General features: G+C 47.3%; 18 protein-coding genes. 11 read left to right on the forward strand and 7 right to left on the reverse strand.

The annotated features are described in order from the left end of the window. The first annotated feature begins 18 nt into the window (after positions 1 to 18). Positions 19 to 345: an alpha/beta fold hydrolase gene (locus HFE01_RS19390; protein ID WP_243208221.1), complete on the forward strand. Its 327-nt coding sequence runs from the start codon at positions 19 to 21 to the stop codon at positions 343 to 345. A gap of 6 nt (positions 346 to 351) precedes the next feature. Here the strand turns inward: HFE01_RS19390 and HFE01_RS19395 are convergent, their stop codons facing one another. From HFE01_RS19395 to HFE01_RS19405, 3 genes are all read right to left on the reverse strand, one after another. Further along, on the reverse strand, positions 352 to 1092 hold the full coding sequence (locus tag HFE01_RS19395) for a GTP pyrophosphokinase (RefSeq protein ID WP_107734710.1): 741 nt from the start codon (positions 1090 to 1092) through the stop codon (positions 352 to 354). 188 nt (positions 1093 to 1280) lie between these two features. After that, complete coding sequence (locus HFE01_RS19400) at positions 1281 to 2090, reverse strand: histidinol-phosphatase (protein WP_017427306.1); 810 nt, start codon at positions 2088 to 2090, stop codon at positions 1281 to 1283. Between the two features lie 60 nt (positions 2091 to 2150). Continuing rightward, positions 2151 to 3053 carry a LysR family transcriptional regulator gene (locus HFE01_RS19405; protein WP_016820048.1) on the reverse strand — a complete coding sequence of 301 codons (903 nt, stop codon included), beginning with the start codon at positions 3051 to 3053 and terminating at the stop codon, positions 2151 to 2153. A gap of 425 nt (positions 3054 to 3478) precedes the next feature. Here HFE01_RS19405 and HFE01_RS19410 point away from each other — a divergent pair, with 425 nt between their 5' ends. The 5 genes from HFE01_RS19410 to HFE01_RS19430 all read left to right on the forward strand — a co-directional run bounded on the left by HFE01_RS19410 (position 3479) and on the right by HFE01_RS19430 (position 8260). Continuing rightward, positions 3479 to 3937: a chemotaxis protein CheX gene (locus HFE01_RS19410; RefSeq protein ID WP_167438351.1), complete on the forward strand. Its 459-nt coding sequence runs from the start codon at positions 3479 to 3481 to the stop codon at positions 3935 to 3937. A 39-nt stretch (positions 3938 to 3976) separates the two neighbouring features. After that, entirely contained in the window at positions 3977 to 4756 is a 780-nt protein-coding gene (locus HFE01_RS19415; protein WP_016820049.1) for an SDR family NAD(P)-dependent oxidoreductase, read from the forward strand. Positions 4757 to 4877: 121 nt separating this feature from the next. Continuing rightward, a complete protein-coding gene (locus HFE01_RS19420) occupies positions 4878 to 6269 on the forward strand; it encodes a DEAD/DEAH box helicase (protein ID WP_167438352.1) in 1392 nt (463 codons plus the stop codon). Between the two features lie 18 nt (positions 6270 to 6287). Continuing rightward, the gene (locus tag HFE01_RS19425) at positions 6288 to 7034 is read left to right on the forward strand and encodes an ABC transporter ATP-binding protein (RefSeq protein ID WP_016820051.1); all 747 of its coding nucleotides are present in this window, start codon (positions 6288 to 6290) and stop codon (positions 7032 to 7034) included. A gap of 2 nt (positions 7035 to 7036) precedes the next feature. Beyond that, positions 7037 to 8260 (forward strand): ABC transporter permease, encoded by a 1224-nt coding sequence (locus HFE01_RS19430; protein ID WP_029515208.1) that lies wholly within the window; start codon positions 7037 to 7039, stop codon positions 8258 to 8260. A gap of 122 nt (positions 8261 to 8382) precedes the next feature. On the opposite strand, the gene HFE01_RS27085 is transcribed toward HFE01_RS19430, so the two are convergent. Next, positions 8383 to 8499 (reverse strand): hypothetical protein, encoded by a 117-nt coding sequence (locus HFE01_RS27085; RefSeq protein ID WP_013372853.1) that lies wholly within the window; start codon positions 8497 to 8499, stop codon positions 8383 to 8385. A 206-nt stretch (positions 8500 to 8705) separates the two neighbouring features. On the opposite strand from HFE01_RS27085, the gene HFE01_RS19435 reads away from it, so the two are divergent. After that, the gene (locus tag HFE01_RS19435; protein WP_167438353.1) at positions 8706 to 9983 is read left to right on the forward strand and encodes an ATP-binding protein; all 1278 of its coding nucleotides are present in this window, start codon (positions 8706 to 8708) and stop codon (positions 9981 to 9983) included. 106 nt (positions 9984 to 10089) lie between these two features. Here the strand turns inward: HFE01_RS19435 and HFE01_RS19440 are convergent, their stop codons facing one another. Next, entirely contained in the window at positions 10090 to 11388 is a 1299-nt protein-coding gene (locus tag HFE01_RS19440; RefSeq protein ID WP_167438354.1) for an aminotransferase class I/II-fold pyridoxal phosphate-dependent enzyme, read from the reverse strand. A 180-nt stretch (positions 11389 to 11568) separates the two neighbouring features. Between HFE01_RS19440 and HFE01_RS19445 the strand changes: the two genes are divergently transcribed. Beyond that, positions 11569 to 12354 carry a helix-turn-helix domain-containing protein gene (locus tag HFE01_RS19445; protein ID WP_016820055.1) on the forward strand — a complete coding sequence of 262 codons (786 nt, stop codon included), beginning with the start codon at positions 11569 to 11571 and terminating at the stop codon, positions 12352 to 12354. Between the two features lie 140 nt (positions 12355 to 12494). On the opposite strand, the gene asd is transcribed toward HFE01_RS19445, so the two are convergent. Both asd and HFE01_RS19455 read right to left on the reverse strand, forming a co-directional pair. After that, positions 12495 to 13292: an archaetidylserine decarboxylase gene (gene asd / locus HFE01_RS19450; protein WP_019688505.1), complete on the reverse strand. Its 798-nt coding sequence runs from the start codon at positions 13290 to 13292 to the stop codon at positions 12495 to 12497. An 88-nt stretch (positions 13293 to 13380) separates the two neighbouring features. Beyond that, positions 13381 to 14508, reverse strand: a complete 1128-nt coding sequence (locus tag HFE01_RS19455; protein WP_107734705.1) for a YheC/YheD family endospore coat-associated protein — start codon at positions 14506 to 14508, stop codon at positions 13381 to 13383. A gap of 206 nt (positions 14509 to 14714) precedes the next feature. On the opposite strand from HFE01_RS19455, the gene HFE01_RS19460 reads away from it, so the two are divergent. The 3 genes from HFE01_RS19460 to HFE01_RS19470 all read left to right on the forward strand — a co-directional run bounded on the left by HFE01_RS19460 (position 14715) and on the right by HFE01_RS19470 (position 17750). Beyond that, positions 14715 to 15878, forward strand: a complete 1164-nt coding sequence (locus HFE01_RS19460) for a glycosyltransferase family 4 protein (protein ID WP_016820058.1) — start codon at positions 14715 to 14717, stop codon at positions 15876 to 15878. Between the two features lie 114 nt (positions 15879 to 15992). Then, positions 15993 to 16781 (forward strand): WIAG-tail domain, encoded by a 789-nt coding sequence (locus HFE01_RS19465; RefSeq protein WP_243208223.1) that lies wholly within the window; start codon positions 15993 to 15995, stop codon positions 16779 to 16781. Between the two features lie 378 nt (positions 16782 to 17159). Then, positions 17160 to 17750: a sensor domain-containing protein gene (locus HFE01_RS19470; protein ID WP_107734701.1), complete on the forward strand. Its 591-nt coding sequence runs from the start codon at positions 17160 to 17162 to the stop codon at positions 17748 to 17750. Positions 17751 to 17897 lie beyond the last annotated feature (147 nt).

The following is a 17897-nucleotide window of genomic DNA, read 5'->3' on the forward strand; positions in this document are numbered from 1 at the left end:
AAGAACGAACGCTATGAAATGATCCATCAAATGATGGAACGCCATGAGGAAGCACATCAAGGTAATTGGCAGGAATTTATGCGTCAGAGCGCTCAGGATTGGCGCCAATATCCGCAATTGACACGTAATGAGTTAAGCCGCATTACGTGCCCTGCATTATTTATCGCCGGTGAACATGACGACTTTGCCACAGAAGAGCAGCTTCAGGAATTATGCTCATGCGTCCAAGATTCACGTTATCAAGTTGCTCTAGGTTGTAGTCATCGACCGCATATGCTTAGAGAGCAGCCCATCTTAATCAATGATTCTATTCTTCAATTTTTGAATAATCACGCTATTAGTTGATTCAAATTATTCCCCTAGAAGCTTCAAAAAATTGGCTGGTACTGTAATCTGCTGATTATTAATCATAATCTTTCGAAGCTCTTCCATAGAGTCTTCTTCACCTCTGGCATCTTTAATCTCCTTGATTTCACGATGCAGACGTTCCATTTGCAGATCCAGCGCATTAGCGGAATCCGCTGCGTTCTTTAATTCACGTGTCAGACTCTCGGGAACAGACTGGTTGTATTTATAAAAGATTTTATGCTCCAGGCTTGCCCAAAAATCCATCGCAATGGTTCGAATCTGCACCTCTACGCAGACTAGTTCCTCACAGTCCGACATGAATACAGGAACTTGAATCAGCAAATGCAGGCTTTGATAACCGTTCGGCTTGGGATTCTTGATGTAATCCTTGATTTCCAGCACCTTGAGGTCACTCTGTCTCTGAAGCATGTTACTGACATCATAAATGTCAGAAATAAAAGAGCAAGTAATACGCAAGCCCGCGATATCCTTGATAGAATCTTTGATAGCCTCCAGCGATAACTCGCTATTTTTACGAAGCATTTTGTTCATGATGCTCTCAGGAGATTTAAGGCGTGATTTGGTATGCTCAATAGGGCTGTAATCGTGCAACGCCTGAAACTCCTGCTTTAATATTTCAATCTTGGTTTCCATTTCATCGAGTGCAAACTTATAGATGAGCATAAAGCGCGTGATGTCATGCTTTAGCCTTTTGAGCTTGTCCATAGGATCTTCCAATTGCATATGTAATTCTCCTCACACAAAGATGTTATTTATTTAAGATAATGGAGCTGTACGGTTTAAGGCGATTGGTAGCAGAGCGAGGATTTGAATCTGGAGAAGCGTAGTGTTCGCCTTTGCAATGGGATTATTACTCTATAAAGAAATACCTAAGCATCCCATTGCATCAGCGATCCCACCTTTCATGCCTTTTAAAGCGCCACAGGAATTTTACGTTTTTCTTTAAAATAAACCCATTCCCGGAAGCCGATATCCTTCAGCATCGCCTTTACGTCTTCCCAATCGTCGCCTACCCGCGAAGGCTTATGGGCATCCGAACCAAAAGTAACCTCCACACCAAAATGGTGCGCTCTTTCTAAAATAGAAGCAGACGGGTACCATCCGCCACTCAGCTTGGTTTTACCTGAAGTGTTAATTTCAATCGCCACATTGGATGCTGCAATCACTTGCAAGGTTTCGTCAATGGCTTCATCGGCAGGAATGTCTGAAAAGGCAGGGAAATTCCCCTTCATGGCGTCAATATGACCTAAAATCTGAAACATGCCGCTTCGCGCAGATTGCTGAATGAGCGCATAGTAGGCTTGTTTGACCTCGACTTTGCGAGCATCACTTAGTTTTTTCCAACGGTTGCGGTTAAAAATGCTGTCCCCTTCAACATTGTGAATCGACCCGATAAGGTAATCAAATGGATAAGGAGCCAAAGTAGAACGATACAATTCAGCAAAATCAGGGAAATAATCCGTTTCCAATCCAAGAAGCACGTCAATACGGCCCTCGTATTCCTTCTTAAGCTCCTGCACCTCTTTTACATATTCAGCAAGCTCTGACTTGGCCATATAAATTTTAGGAAAAGCCTGATCCTTTTCGCTACATAGGAAGGGGGAATGGTCGGAAATACCAATAGCTTGTAAGCCTGATTGAATACCTGCTTCGATGTAATCCCGAATGTTGCCGTCTGCATGACCGCAGCGGAAATGATGGGTGTGCAGATCAAATTTCATGGACTGTCTTCCTTTCGTAACCAAGGTTTATATTGTGTATGTTGTTCATAGCGAATTACGTTATTCAGAACTGGTGAAATTCGTCTCCGGCATCCCCTTCAGATCGCTTAAAAATTGCTGCATTGCTGAGTTTAGATAACGGCCGGACTTATAAATCACCCCTACTGGATGACTAACTTCCAGCTCGGGAATATGGATCATTTTTAATGTGCCTGTACGCAGTTCAGAAGTGACTGACAATCTGGAAATGATGGCAGCCCCGAGATTGATTTCAACCATCCGTTTGACTTCCTCACTGCTGGACAACTCGATCACAACATGGGGAACGATTTGGTGCTTTTTAAAAACATCGTCCACGAATTTCCGTCCTACCGTATCGGGAGAGAGCAGAATGAGCGGAATTTCCCGAAGGGCTTCAATGGTAGCATGTGGTTGCGAGGCCAGCGGATGAGTAGGAGACACGACAAGTTCAAAGGAATCATAGTACAGAACTGAAGTGCTTAGATTGGGATTACGTTCGATCAGATAACCGATACCAACATCAATAAGTCCGTTCTCCACCTGCTGATAGATCATCGAGGAAGCCATCGATTGAATGGAGGTTTTGATGAGAGGGAACTGATCCTGAAAGTAGGAGAGCACACGCGGTAAAATTTGAATGGCGATGGATGTTGTGGTACCCAGTGCAATGTGACCCTGCGGTGTTTCGTTTAAGTCGTACAATCTCTGTCTTAATTCCTCAACTACCTCTAATATGCGCTCGGCGTGTTCCAAAAAAACAACTCCCCGGTCGGTCAGGGTGACGGGCTGGTTGCGGTCAATCAGAATGGTTTTGAACTCATCCTCCAGACTTTTGATTTGGGCGGACACTGCCGGCTGCGTCAAATTGAGAAGTTCTCCGGCTTTACGGAAGCTCATCGTTTTGGAAATCATGATAAGCGTTTCAAGTTGACTGATGTTCATGAAGTTCCTCCTCTCTTTTCTTTAGCTTGTCGCAGCTGTATAGACTGAGTTTAGCCAATCTACTTGTTTATATGTAAAACCATCGTTATGCTTTATTTCATTAGATTATAGGTTATTCGAGCAGGAAGGGCAATGAATCGAAGCAGTACATCGTAAAGTGTGGTATATTGGGAAATAAAGACTAAAGTCCTGATATACTTTAAAATTAACCTGTCTAAATTCGGCATGGAGTAAAGATATAGGACATTATTCACATTTTTTGTGTTTTAGCTATAAAAAATTGCCGGACTGCTGTCGATAAGTGATAGAGAGAGCATTTTATTGCAGGTTGAGTCGTTATACAGCATTATTTGAATAAAAAACTCAAATTAAAATGGGACTTTTGTTGTGTGTCTAAAAGCCCATCGTAAAGGGGCGCAATGATCGTGAAGGCAGAAGTGATAAATCCTTTTTTGGAGTCGGCGAGACGGGTCATTGAACAATTGATCCAAGTATCTCCTTTACCCGGAAATCTCGGTGTGAAAAATGTCGAGCTGGTGGACGACCATATCTGGATTATGATCGGGATGACTGGACAGCTTAGCGGAAATATTGTGTTCGGCCTGAATGAACAGGTGGCGCTACGTATGGTATCGGCGATGATGGGCGGATTTGTGTTGACTGAAATTGACGAGATGGGAAAAAGCGCAATTTCGGAATTAGGCAATATGATTAGTGGCAATGCGAGTACGATTTTGTCCAGTCAAGGAATTGTCGTGGATATCACCCCTCCGCAGGTCATGAAATCAGAAAACTTGACCACTTTTATGCCTCAGCGTGCCCTTTGTATTCCGCTTTCGGTGGAAGGAATCGGTGAGCTGGATATTCAGGTGATGATCTCTTAATATTAAAGAAGTGAGTTTCTTTAATGTGGAGGGATGACCATGAGTACATTGCAGGATAAGGTAATTGTGATTACAGGTGCATCCAGTGGGATTGGCGCCCTTTGTGCTCAGTTGTTGAGCGCAAAGGGCGCGATTCCTATTTTAACAGCGCGCTCGCAGGAACGACTGAAGCAAGTATCTGCGGGAATCAGCGGCAGGCACGAGCTGATCCCACTGGACGTAACTTGCCAGGAGCAGGTAGAGGCTGTGGCTGCACGAGTATTGGAAGAATACGGACGGGTTGATATATTGCTCAACAATGCGGGGTACGGTAAGTTTGAGTATTTTAATGAGACCGACCTGACAGAGTTCGAACAAATGATGGACGTGAACTATATGGGGGTTGTTCGCTGCATCAAGGCATTTCTGCCACAAATGACAGAGCGGAACTGTGGGCAGATTGTTAATGTAGCATCGATGGCTGGGAAAATCGGGACAGCCAAATCGGCTTCTTATACGGCCACGAAGCATGCGTTGCTCGGTTTCAGTAATGCGCTCCGGCAAGAACTGCGCGGAAGTGGAGTGACCGTAACGACGATTAACCCCGGGCCGATTGATACACCGTTTTTTGAGCTGGCAGATCCCTCCGGGGGTTATGTGCGGAATGTTGGCTGGTTTATGCTAAAACCTGATAAGGTGGCACAGCATATCGTAAGGGCGATGGAGCTTGGTAAGGAGGAGGTTAATCTGCCACAGTGGGTATCTCCTTTTCTCAAGCTGTATCAATTAGCTCCCAGACTGATCGACAGGCTGGGGCATGGTGTGATGAATAAGAAATAATAGATGTCCCGTAGCCATTAGGTGTGGTGAGGGACATCTTTTATTTTGGTGATTTGGTAACAAGGCTATTTTCGCATATAATGGAGAGTAACGAATTTACGTATAGGGGTTGGACCTTTTCATGACATCGAATTTTGAAGCGCTCGGCGTTGAACAAGATCTGCTGGACAAACTGACCGAGCATGAAATTACACAGCCTTCGCCAGTTCAGGCAGAGGCTATACCGGAAATAATGAAGGGACAGCATGTATTGGCACGCTCGCAAACCGGCACAGGCAAAACACTGGCTTATTTGCTACCGCTGCTACAAGCGATTGACCCACAGAAAAAGGCTACGCAAAAGCTCATACTGGCTCCAAGCCAGGAATTGGCCATGCAAATTGTACGTGAGGGTCAGCGCTACGGAGAGCATCGTGGAATCCGTGTACTGGGTCTGATTGGTGGGGCAGCCATCAAGCGCCAAATCGAAAAGCTAAAGGATCACCCACAGCTTGTGGTAGGCACACCTGGCCGTGTACGGGAACTCATCGCTTCGAAAAAGCTGAAGATGCACAATATTACAACGATTGTCATCGATGAGGTGGATCAGATGTTCCAGCTCGGCGGAGCAGGCGATGTGACCAATATACTGGGCTCTGCCCAACGTGACCGTCAATTGGTATTCCTGTCCGCAACGCTGAATAATGAAATTCAGTCGCTGGCACAACGGGAGATGCCTGATTACGTAGAAATTGGGATTGATCCTGACCAGAAGACGGCCAGTGGACTGGAACATTACTACTTTGTATCCGAAGAACGGGATAAGGTGGATATGCTGCGCCGTCTGGTACGGCACTTTAATCCGAGAAAAGCGCTGGTGTTCGTGAATACAACCAATGCTATTGGGGAAATTGAAGCCAAGCTCAAGCATATGGGTCTAACTACGGCATCCTTGTATGGAGATGCAGATAAAGTCACGCGCAGCAACGTGTTGGCCCGATTCCGCGAGGACAAGCTCAAAGTGCTGGTCGCTTCCGATGTGGCAGCCCGTGGTCTGGATATTGAGGGCCTTGAAATGGTCATTCATTTTGACCCGGCTACGGATAGTCAAGCTTATGTTCACCGCGCAGGACGGACAGGACGTATGGGACGCAAAGGATTAGTAGTGTCGGTTGTGACTGACCGCGAAACGTTCATCATGCGTAAGTTTTCTCGTGAACTGGGAATCGATATTGCAGAGCGTGCGTTGTACGGAGGTCGAGTTGTGGTGCCGCGCCCGGCGGATGCCAAACGTGTCCCTGTAAGGCCATCTGTAACTAGATCCAATTCCAATGGAACAGTGACGGAAAATCGCAAGACACCTGTTCGGACTGAAGCAGGACGTCCAGGCAGGAATTCCGTGAACGGTTCAGCTCCAGGCAAGAGCAAAGGAGCAGCCTTATCCAAAGCAGGAAAGGCACAGCGCGAGCGTGATCGTAAAAACAAGGGTGCGCCAAGATGGCTGAAGGAAAAAGGATCAAAACCGAACGAGTAAGGGAGAAGAGGGGGAGCCATGGAACAACAGCCTGTGTTGCAAATTAACGGACTGACTGGTGGATACAGCGCCAAACGCCCGGTGCTGCATCAGATTTCGCTCGATGTGAAGCCGGGCGAAATGGTGGGACTGATCGGTTTGAACGGGGCCGGGAAAAGTACGACCATGAAGCATATTTTGGGTCTGATGACACCGCAGGCCGGAGAGATTCGCGTACAGGGGCATAAGCAGGATGAGAATCCCGAGGTATATCAGGGAGCTATTGCTTTTGTACCTGAAGCTCCAGAGCTGTATCCTGAAATGACAGTGATGGAGCATATGGAGTTCACGGCTAGAGCGTACGGAGTCAGCGAAGCAGATTTCCGCACGCGCAGTGATCAAATGCTGGATTTGTTCCGTATGCGGGATAAAAGCGGAAGTATGTCGATGCATCTCTCCAAAGGGATGCGCCAAAAAGTGATGATTATGTGCGCATTTTTAGCGGGGCCGCCGTTGTATGTCATCGATGAGCCTTTTTTGGGTTTGGACCCGCTCGGCATTCGTTCTCTGCTTGACTTTATGTTGGAGATGAAACGTTCGGGCTCGTCTATTTTGCTCAGTTCTCATATTTTGTCCACGATTGAAAATTATTGCGATCGTTTCATTGTGCTTCATCAGGGTGCCATCATTGCTCAGGGTACGCTGGATGAAGTGACAGCACAGGCGGGTAAGCCGGGCATGCCGCTGGAAGATGCATTTTATGAGCTGGTACAGGGCAGGGAATGAGCATGGATTTGCAACGTTTGCATAAAGAAAGACGTCTAGCGTTCTGGGGACAGGTGCTGCCTTATCTGGGCTATGTCATTCAGAGCGGCCTTGCAGTGGTCTTCGGCTTTGCGCTGATTGCCTTTGCCGCATGGTACACGTCACTACTCATGCATATTCCGCCGGATTTGCCCATCCGCTGGATCATGCTTATTGTAGCTATTCCAATTGCGCATGCGAGCTTTCGAACGTATTTGAATGCGGCAGATATAGTCTTCCTTCGTCCCCAGGAGTACGCGATGCCACAATATTTTAAGGCCAGCCGGATTCGAGGCGTGGTGTACAAAATATTCGGTCTGCTGCTGCTGTCCATGATTTTGTGGCCGTTGTATATCCGCAGTGATGCTGCACCTAAGCCGCTGCTACTGACTCTGCTGCTGTTCGTGCTACTGAAGGTGCTATTTAGCTACGGCGGCTGGCAGGAGCTTCGCATGGTATCGGTTGGCGGGAGCATAGGCTATCGTCTACTGCGGTGGGTGCTGGCTGTGCTGATGGTAGCCGCATGGCTATGGCAGCCTCCGTTACACAGCTTGCCGTTTATCGTATTGGTTGGCGTGGTGTACGTGCTTGTTCTGCGTTTGCCGGTCAAGCTGCTAGTGGCTTGGGAAAAACTGATCCGCACAGAGGCTATGCAGGCTGCCCGCGTGATGCGTACGTTGGGCTGGTTTGTCGATGTGCCTGCCCTTACACAGAGAGTGACGCCGCGCCGCTGGCTGTCCTGGCTGGGTGGCAACATACCTTGGAACAGAAAGGGAGCGTATCGTTACCTGCTGTTTAAGACGTTCTTGCGTACAGAACCAGCAGGCATTGTCATTCGGTTAGGTATTCTGGGTCTGTTAATTATATATATCACCCATGCTAGCTGGATTGGTATTGCCGTATATTTATTTTTTATATTCCTCATAGGTGTTCAGATCACTTCTTTGAGACAGTATCACAGGGATTCGTTGTGGCTTCAGTTATATCCGATTCCTGCGCATAGTCGCCGTGCGTCTTTTCTTGACTTTGTTGTTCGGTTGACGTTGCCGGCTGCGGTGGTGCTGTGGCTTCCTTTTCTGGCAAAAGGAACGGAGGACTTACTGTCTACATTGCTCACGTTGGTTGGGGGAGTCCTTGTTGTGTTCCTGCTCCGTGGTACTCAAGCCAAAAAATGGCGTTTGGATGGACAGGATGAGGAAGAAGTGTGACCCATATCTGTGTGAATAAAGTAAAGGCTAATTCGCAAGCAGCAAAAGCTGAGCTGCCTGCGGATTAGCCTTTTTTGTACATTCACTGCTTATGGTAGTCGTGGGTGCAGATATCGGTCTGCTTAAACGAAGATCGTTTTGCTGATGATAACTAACAAAATGAACAGTACCAAAATTGTTCCTGTGCTTGTGAATGCGCCGTAACCACCGTAACCGCCTCTTGTTTCTTCTGCTCCCATGCTCATTCTCCTCTCGGTCATTGTGATAAAGGATACATCGTATCTTATGAAGTGGGTTTCCGGATTGCGTGGGCCAATGTTCTGGTGTGTTGCCGAATCGCCCTATATTTTTCATCAGATGCAGGAGATGAGAGAGGAAAAGGTACGTATTATCGAGAATAGAAGAAGTATGTAATCATTATCACTTGGAAAGTGGGAAAGACGAGATGCTGGTAGATAAGCTGCTCGTGAACATATTTCTTGTGTTTGTACCGTTACTCGTATATAGCGCTTTGTCGGATCATCGGCATAGGAAGCATACCCTGCTGCTTATGGGAGGGGTGCTGGGTGTTTCTTCGGTGCTTTGCCTTATGTTTTCGTACATTTGGTACGGATTATATTGGGATCTTCGGTATGTTCCTTTGATTCTCTCTGTTTTATATTTTGGTCCTACGGCAGGTCTAATGAATGTGACGCTAATGGTAATGGCTCGCATGTATGTAGGCCCTGAGTCTATGGTGGTGGGGCTTCCGAGCATGATGTTGTGTTATTTGGGACCTCTCTTGGTAAGAAACAAATTTATGCAGCTCAAAAGCATGTTGCTTCGAGTGGGCATGAATATGGTAATGAGTATATGGATTACTGGGGTCATGCTGATTTTTCTTTTAATACATTCTTGGATCAATGGCAGACTGGATGAGGATGAGATGGAGCTGATCCGTTCAATACTCTGGTTCGGTGTGATTCAATTCCTAAGTATTGGAGCTTCTTCTTTCTGGATGGAGTTTAGTTTGGAGCGAGAAGAAATGAGAAGAAAAATTAAATATGCCGAGCGTCTGAATACGTTGGGTGAACTGGCAGCCTCTATGGCCCATGAAGTACGGAATCCTTTAACCGTTGTAAAAGGGTTCCTGCAAATGGTTCAGTCAGGATTAGAAGGGAAAAATCGCAGATATGTTGCTTTGGCACTGGCAGAGGTGGATCGGGCTGAAAGAATTATTAGCGATTATCTGAATTTATCCAGACCGCAGATTGGGAACACAGAACGAATGGATCTGTCTGGCATGGTTCAACAGATCGTTTTGCTTCTGAAGCCAATGGCGACCAAGCAAGGCGTAAGGCTGTATACAGAGCTAAAGAATGAAATTTATGTACATACAGATCGTAACCAGCTGTTACAGGCGTTAATACATGTGACGAAAAATGCGATTGAAGCTGCGGAAGATGGAGGCAGGGTTTACATAAAGCTGGCGATACAGGAAGAGCAGGCATGTCTGAGTATCAGGGATACTGGAAAAGGCATGAGCCAGGAGCATCTCGAACGAGTGGGTACTTTGTTTTTTTCAACCAAAGAGGTAGGAACAGGACTGGGAACGGTCGTTTCCTTTCGAATTATTGAAGCCATGAACGGGAGTATACGCTATGAAAGTGAGCCCGGAGTGGGAACGGAGGTCGTCATCCTGCTGCCACTGGCACAGGAACCTCTGCTCGCTGCGGAAGGATAATTGTGCGGACGTATGATGGACAATAGTCAGCCGACCCAAAAAGCGGTATGCCCTAATATCTGGCATACCGCTAGTTATGCTATATATTTAACCTGATACAGACAGATTAGGCGTTCAACAAATCTTGTGCACCACGATACACAATGTCATATAGGTCTTCCAGATACTCCTCTTCGATACATGAGAACGCGATACGAAGATCGTATTCACCCAGTGCAATCGTGCCTACCCCATATTGTTCCAACAAATGTGTGCGCAGTCGTTCAGCAGACAAGCCGTTCAGCTTGAGACACATAAAATAGCCTGAATTGAAAGGATAGTAGCTCCATACATCCCCGTATTTTCCGCTATCGAGCAACGCTTTGACTTTATTAGCCCGCCCCTTCATAATTTGGAACTTTTCATTCTTCTGTTGTTCAAATTCTGGTGATTTGAGAGCATCCAGTACGAAGGTTTGAGATGGGTGAGGACCGCTCGAAATCGTTGCCCGGATAATCCCTAGTGTTTTTTGTTCCAGTGCGCTCAGTACATCCTGATGCTCCGAAGCAAAGGTAATAAATCCGACACGGAAGCCCCAAACGAATTCTTCTTTGGTAGCTCCGTCAATTTTGACTGGTAAAATTCTCGGATGAAGCCCGGCTAGCTGACCGAATAGTGATTCATGCAGAGAGTCCTCGAAGAACAGGCCAAAATAAGCGTCATCTGTCACAACTACGACATTGATGCCTGCTTCCGCCGCTTCCTGAATGGCAGCGACAATTGCTTTACCTTCTTCAAGGCCCGGTGTATAGCCTGTCGGGTTGTTTGGGAAGTTCAGTACAACGATCGCTTTACCGTATTCTTTCTGCGCCAGTAGCGACTCGCGTAGTCCCTCACTATTAAAACGGTGATCCTCTGTGAACAACGGGAAATTCACCAAACGTCCATGACGGCGAATACCGAAAGTTAGTTCATAGTTCTCCCAGTTTTTATCTGGATAAATGACAGCATCTCCTTCATCCGTAAACAGGTCGGCAACGATGCTCAAACCGTGGGTCAGCGCGTTCGTAACTACAGGAAGGCCGTAGCCTTTTCCAGCCAGCGAAGGATTTTCTTTCAGCATTTTGTCACGCCATACGCTACGAAGTTCAGGCTTGCCCGCAGGGGGAGCGTAAGGATACAAATCCTTGGGACTGTAAGCGGACAGCTTCTCCTGAATAACCTCCAAATGCATAGGACCATTGCCTTCAGTAGCAATCCCGATCGTAGCATTATACTTTTTGGCAAGTTTCCCTGCCTCGGCGGATTGACTCAAAATCCCTTCTTTTGGAAAATAAATCTCTTTACCTAAAAGAGAAAGCATTTGATATACATGCTCGTTGCCTGTCTGAATGTTTTGATTTAACTGCGCTGCCAGTGGATTCATTCCCGTTTCATCCTTCCAAGTCATTTTGATTACATATTATAGCATTACACACGGTAAGCGTCACGCACAAGCATTAGGGGCCATAAGAGCGTATTTTTTGCTTAATCGTGGCGCTGCGCTTATATTATAAAATAACGGGATAACAGGACAACCAGAGATGAACCAAAGGAGGTACAGATTTTGCTGGATACATCTGCGTCATCGTTTATCCTGCTGCCGGCCTTTGCCAAAATTGTGTGCGAGCCGGGCTGGAAATGGCAGGTACGCGAGAAGCCGATGCCAAACTATGATTTATTTTATGTATGGAGTGGAGAAGGAACGGTTGTATTAAATGGGGAAGCCTATCCGGTGAGCAAGGGCAGTTGTTTTTTGTTCAAGCCGGGAGACGATACCCGTGCCACACATAATCCGCAAAAGCCGCTCATACTTACTTATATTCATTTTGATCTCACCGAACAACCCAAGCAAATTCCAGCCAGCTACCGCATGCTGGAAGAAACGTTCGAGGTGGAGCATATGCTTGCCAGATATGTCCGTCTGCGTCTGGAGCGTGCCTATGGGGCTGATGAGGAGGGCCGGCTGATCCTGAAGCAACTGATGATTCATCTGCTGCGTGCAGATCGGAAGGAACCGCAGGAGCAACAGGCCAGTAACCAGCTCACCGAGGTCATTCGAGAAACGGCCAACTACGTGCGCCAGCATCCGGGACTTCCTCATCGAGTCGAGGATTTGGCAGCACGTGCAGGGCTGTCACCGCGTTATTTTTCGATAAAATTCAAGGAGCTGCTAGGTGTTTCCGTGCAATCCCATATTATCAGCATGCGGATTGAGCGCGCGCAGCATCTGTTGCTACATGCCGGAATGAATGTAACTGAGGTGGCGGAGGCTTTGGGGTACCGCGACATCTTTTTTTTCAGCCGCCAATTCAAGCAGTATACAGGAAAAAGTCCGTCTGAGATTCGATAAGCTATTAGCGCATGACGAATATAAAGGATAAATCAAAAAGGACCGAAGCAGTTACGCTGGGTCCTTTTTCGTATGAGCCATTTGAATCATTCGATCCCCATGCTCAAATGTGCAGCTATTTTTTTGTTACAATCCTTTATTTATGCTTTAGGATCGTGTCGAAAGCTACCAAGACGTTGTCCCATTTTCACCACATCCCCCAGCTTCAATGCGGGGTCTGGCTCAAATGTGCCGTTTTCAGTCAGCAAAACGACGGTTGAGCCAAATTCGAAATAGGCGAGATCGTCACCTTTTGTCCAGGAAGTCGCTTGTTCATCGGTATATTTGATGCTGCTCACATTCATTGCGCCAACCTTGACAACTGCCACCTCACCATATTCGTGGGCCATGTACGTAATCTGTCGTTCATTGCGGCTAAGAACTCCTCTCATATGCTGCAAGCCAAAGTCATTCACTGGGTATACTTTGCCACGCAGATGTTCCTTTTCTACCAGTGTACCGGATACCGGTGCATGAATGCGATGGTATTCTGCCGGGCTGAGATAGAGCACAAAAGCATAGCCGTGTGTGTACTTCTCAAGACGCGGAGAGCGGTTAAGAAGCTCTTCCAGCGTATAGTCTTGCCCCTTGACATTCAAAAGAGTACCAGACGTAATTGGGCCGGTAAACGTAATCCGTGCATCCACCGGACTGGTCATCACCTCGGCGTTCGTATCAATCGGGCGCATGCCCGCTTTTAATGTGCGTGTAAAATAGGCGTTCAGGGAGCGGTATTCTTTCCAATCCTGTTCCGCCTCATGCGTCTGGATCTGGTACGTACGTATAAAGGTGGGGATAAAAAGTCGGCTTGCACCGCTTTGCGCGAAGGAGCCCACAATCCGGCACACCCACTTGCGCGATGATAGCTCCGTCATAAGCCGCAGCCACTGTTTTGCCATTACAGATCCCCCTTGTTCATTTCCGAGCCGTCTTGGCCGGAACCTGTCCGGCCGCTCTGAACTATATTGACACAGAATGTGACGTAAATCAATACAGGGGACGGCCAGGTGAACGTTCGATGCCTGACGAAGACATTCGTTCGAGAAGCCAACGAGCGTAAGCCATCGGCTGAGCATATGTTTCTTTCCAGACATTACTCATGCCTGCCTGGCTAAAGCCATAGCGCTGATCACGACCGTTGCATTCGATAAAAATAATCTTGCCTTCATGGGTAATTCCCAGATCCAGTCCGACATCAGCGAGACGGGGTAGGTGTTGTGCCAATCGGTGGACGATTTGCAATGAGAGTCTCTCTAGCTCATTCATCAGCCGGGCTATGTTTGAGGTCTGCACCGTCTCTGTTCGTGATAACACCTCTGGTAGGGAACGGGCCGTGCCGCCCTGGGCTACATTAGAGACGAAAGTGTGGGATGGAGCAATTTTGGCAAACATGCCTGTCACGCCCCAGATTCCGCCATATCCGCGCTGAACTGTCACACGGATATCAAATGGACGATTGTCGCATAAAGCAAGCGGAATGGTTTCCTGAATGATATGAGGCACACGCATCAGTCGCTTATGCAGAAATAAAGGGAGTTCTCCGACATTCAACCGTAGTGTGGACCAACGCCCAGGTATCGTTGGATGAGCACATTGCAATGTCCAGCTTCCGCTGGAATGCCTCAGCCGCATAATTCCTCTACCCACGCTGCCGCTACTGGGCTTAATTACAACATCCCCGGTTTGCTCCATCAAGGTGCGGATGGAAGAAGGATCGCCTTGCAATGTTTTGGGCAGGTGGGAATGTAGCAGAGGGTCTTCCTGTAGAATTGCATGTATATGGTCTTTGCCGAAACGGTTTTGTTCATTAAAAATATAGAATCCCTTGTGTACCAGCCTGTTGATATCGCGGGCATTTTCATTTTGCCGATAGAGAGTGCGATTGTGGATGACTGGCGGCAACGGAAGAGTCATCTGCCGATACTCGTTGCCGTTTTTAACAAAAGCCCGGCATGTTCCGGTCGATATATGAATATCTTCCAGACGAAGAAAGCAGGGGATTAGCTCGTAGCTTAACCCGGCCTCCTCGTAATTGGCGATAGATTCATATCGCGTCCTCATGACGGGAATGCCCCGGTAAGTTGCCGGGTTGAGCATGACGCCGACATGCAACATGAGTATGTCCGCCCTCCTTATCGTCAATCCAACTGACCATATTGTGATTCTAGTCCATCATATGTATCAAAGATCGGCCAGGCATGGACGCTAGCCTTGCGATATGCCCAAAGTCATAAGCCAAGCACCTTTCAGAGCAAGAGACGATATGATACAAGATGAGTGTTGAAGGGTGAAGGAATAAGGTAAGGAAAGTAGGTGAGGTGATGCAGAGGCTGAAGGTAGCAGTCATTACACCGGGCTCTTTTGTTATACCTTCGTCCCGCAGCAGTTCAGTGGAGAGGGTAATTGCTCGTATGGTACCACTGGCTAGCCATAAGCTTCAGGCACAGATCTATGGCATAAGAGGGGCAGAAACACCGGATCACGGCGATGTTGACGGAATTCCTTGTATGCGCTATACGCGGGGAGCGGGTTATATCCCCGAGGTAATTGCTGATTTGAAAAGATGGTTACCTGCGGTTATAGATGTACACAACCGCCCCGCAGTTGCTTATGCCATTCGCGAGGCTTTGCCCAATAGCAAAATTGTGCTGACTTTGCATTCCACCACGTTCATCCGGGAGCCTCACCTCAAACGGAAGGACATGGGTAGGCTGCTGTTGCCGCTGGATCGTATTATTGTGAACAGTGCGTATTTAGGGGCTGTTGTGGCTTCTGACAGTCCCGATGCGGTCAGAGAGCGCATCGTCATCAACAAGCTGGGTATTCATCCTGGCGATTTCCTACCACGGTGGACTCCTGCAGCAGAAGCGATCAGGTCAGCTCGATTGGAAGACTTCGGCTGGTCAGGCCGCCGAATCGTGTTATATGCAGGCAGACTGGTGCCGGGGAAGGGAGTTCATCGCTTGTTAAAGGCCTTGCGGCGTATCGTCCATACCTGTCCGGACGTGCTGCTGCTTATAGCAGGGAGTGCCTATTACGGTCACGACCGCCTCACGCCATACACCGCAGCATTGCATCGGCAGATACGTAAACTAAGGTTGGCGAGGCATGTGCACTTCCTGGGTTATGTGCCGCATCCGGCATTGGCCTCGTTATATCAGTTAGCCGATGTGGCGGTTGTTCCTTCAGTAGAAGCTGAAGCCTTCGGGCTGGTCAATCTGGAAGCCATGGCGGCAGGCGTGCCTGTGGTAGCCTCACGAATCGGTGGTATTCCGGAGGTTATACAACACGGCAAGACAGGCTGGTTGGTTTATCCGTCACACGGCGAGCAGGAAATGGCCGACGCCATCATCAGGTTGCTCCAGCAGCCTGACTTACGGCAACGGATGGGAGAAGCCGGGCTGGGGGAGGTGCGGAGCCAATTTTTATGGCAGCACTCTGCAGAACGCTGGGCTCAAATTGTAACAGACTGTGCAATTGAGTGACGTGGTCGTGGTTACGTGCATAGGCTATCGCATAGGCATTAGGCCATGATTCCCACCTGGGTGAATGCAGCGGAGCGACCGCTGTTTCACTCCTGTGTCAAAGGAGCGGTCATCATGAACCATCGCACGAACCATAGCCCTAAGGATAAAAAAATAGCACGGCGTAACCATTCCAATACTGTCCCCTCTCCCCGTGTAAACAAGGAGAAAACGGTTTCGCCTGCTGGCGCTGGCAGTCACAGACCCACTCAGCGTGGAACGGCAAGTATACCTGTCCCCGTAGAGAAGAATACCTCGCTTCAAGCTGTAGAGGAAGCGGCATGGAAAAAGCATAAGCTTCCCAAAACGCTAGAGGAAGCGATGCAGATGAATCGAGCATCTGTGCTGCTGTTGTCTGTGCCTGACTCAGATACCGAATGCGGAACGGAACACGACATGGCATCTATGAAGACGGAAGGTCAGACCAAGCAAGATTCGTTATTGGATTGTTCCATAACCAGTATTCACATTGCGGAAGGGAGACAGCGTCCAAAGCAGCGAATACGCTTGCTAGAGCAAGAAAACCATCTAGCTTCTCAGACTGAAAAAGAATTAGGTCGGAATGCCATTCATGATGGCTCAGTGACCGATGACGGGACTACTGACAGTGAAGTGACTTTACCTCAATTTGGCAGCACTTCTTTTTATCTTTCTGCACAAGAAGTTACAAGCAAAGTGAACGTTGTGTTTGATAAGCCTTTTATAGACACGCAATATGCAATCACCGCCAATGCGAGCGTACCGGGAGTGATAGTGTCCGTCACACAACGACAGAGGGATTCGGCAGTGCTTACAGTGGAACGCAGACAACCGGGTCAGATATGTGAGGGATGGATTCTCTGGATTGCGATGGGGACATCATAGATAATAAATATACACAGCTTTTGTTTATGGTAATGTTAGAACAACCTCAGACACTGAAACAGGAATGAAAAAACGCCATTCTTTCCTATGATTATAAGGAAAGAATGGCGTTTTTTTACTTCTTTTTAATCGGCAGAGCATAATAGCCAAAAGCTAAATCGAGCAAGGCGCTTGCTTCTTGAGGCAGCAATAAATTCTTTGGAGGGAAGGTAAAGGAGCTAATGCATGACATAAAAAAGAGCTTAGTACAGCTTGTTTTATAGTCATGACCTACAAATATGACACTTTGACACTACCGTATGTGACAGATAACAAGTTAGATTCGAAGGGCAATTCATAACGTATTAGCAAAGAAAAGAAAGAGTAGGAGAGAATCAAATGACGAAAGAATCAGCTCGCAAAAGGTTGCAAGATTTCTACTTTTTGTTGTTTACCTTCGGATCGGGACTGTTTTATTTTTGCTTCTATTTGGTCAGCATTACATTTGCGTTGGCGATGACGGTTATCTTCGTGGGCATTCCCTTGTTGGCGTGTGTGTTGCGAACAACTCACATGTTTGTCCAATATGAACGCATCCAGACGAAGGTTTATACGGATATATCGATAGAGCCAATTCCGACAAGGACAAACAGTGGAAGGGATAAATGGATGAAAGCGGGAGAAGCCATTCTTAATAGTAGCAATTGGAGGGCTGTTTTTTGGCTTATGCAGAAATTTTTTATTGGGGTGATTAGCCTTATATGTGCCGTTATATTGTACATAGCTCCGCTCGTAATTATCGTTACACCGATACTTTTTCAACATCTTGATATATACTTATGGGGATTTGCTGTAGATTCATGGGAAAAGGCTATAAGTGTCATGATCGCTGGGTGTATTCTCGTCTGGATCAATACCCGCATTGGAAAGAGCCTAGTTCAAATCGTTGGAATGTACACGCGCTCTATGTTCAAAGCTATTAAGGAGTGATAATTTGTTTACAGCTTGGAAACAATGGCTCTGGTATGACTGGTTATTGCTTTGTATACGTTTTGTCATCTGGTTCTCATTGATGATAACTACGATCCAACACCAAGACCATTTAACTGTGCCCCTTTGGATCATCATTCTTTGGGA

This window comes from Paenibacillus sp. EKM10P, assembly GCF_011800655.1.
In the GTDB taxonomy this organism is placed as follows: Bacteria; Bacillota; Bacilli; order Paenibacillales; family Paenibacillaceae; genus Paenibacillus; species Paenibacillus polymyxa.

Excerpts from the sequence above, each read along its gene's own strand:
- HFE01_RS19390 (WP_243208221.1), top strand. The coding sequence starts at position 19 with ATGATCCATCAAATGATGGAACGCCATGAGGAAGCACATCAAGGTAAT.
- HFE01_RS19435 (WP_167438353.1), top strand. The coding sequence starts at position 8,706 with ATGCTGGTAGATAAGCTGCTCGTGAACATATTTCTTGTGTTTGTACCG.
- HFE01_RS19460 (WP_016820058.1), top strand. The coding sequence starts at position 14,715 with ATGCAGAGGCTGAAGGTAGCAGTCATTACACCGGGCTCTTTTGTTATA.
- HFE01_RS19455 (WP_107734705.1), bottom strand. The coding sequence starts at position 14,508 with ATGTTGCATGTCGGCGTCATGCTCAACCCGGCAACTTACCGGGGCATT.
- HFE01_RS19425 (WP_016820051.1), top strand. The coding sequence starts at position 6,288 with ATGGAACAACAGCCTGTGTTGCAAATTAACGGACTGACTGGTGGATAC.
- HFE01_RS19395 (WP_107734710.1), bottom strand. The coding sequence starts at position 1,092 with ATGCAATTGGAAGATCCTATGGACAAGCTCAAAAGGCTAAAGCATGAC.
- HFE01_RS19405 (WP_016820048.1), bottom strand. The coding sequence starts at position 3,053 with ATGAACATCAGTCAACTTGAAACGCTTATCATGATTTCCAAAACGATG.
- HFE01_RS27085 (WP_013372853.1), bottom strand. The coding sequence starts at position 8,499 with ATGGGAGCAGAAGAAACAAGAGGCGGTTACGGTGGTTACGGCGCATTC.
- HFE01_RS19400 (WP_017427306.1), bottom strand. The coding sequence starts at position 2,090 with ATGAAATTTGATCTGCACACCCATCATTTCCGCTGCGGTCATGCAGAC.
- HFE01_RS19470 (WP_107734701.1), top strand. The coding sequence starts at position 17,160 with ATGACGAAAGAATCAGCTCGCAAAAGGTTGCAAGATTTCTACTTTTTG.
- HFE01_RS19430 (WP_029515208.1), top strand. The coding sequence starts at position 7,037 with ATGGATTTGCAACGTTTGCATAAAGAAAGACGTCTAGCGTTCTGGGGA.
- asd (WP_019688505.1), bottom strand. The coding sequence starts at position 13,292 with ATGGCAAAACAGTGGCTGCGGCTTATGACGGAGCTATCATCGCGCAAG.
- HFE01_RS19415 (WP_016820049.1), top strand. The coding sequence starts at position 3,977 with ATGAGTACATTGCAGGATAAGGTAATTGTGATTACAGGTGCATCCAGT.
- HFE01_RS19420 (WP_167438352.1), top strand. The coding sequence starts at position 4,878 with ATGACATCGAATTTTGAAGCGCTCGGCGTTGAACAAGATCTGCTGGAC.
- HFE01_RS19465 (WP_243208223.1), top strand. The coding sequence starts at position 15,993 with ATGAACCATCGCACGAACCATAGCCCTAAGGATAAAAAAATAGCACGG.
- HFE01_RS19440 (WP_167438354.1), bottom strand. The coding sequence starts at position 11,388 with ATGAATCCACTGGCAGCGCAGTTAAATCAAAACATTCAGACAGGCAAC.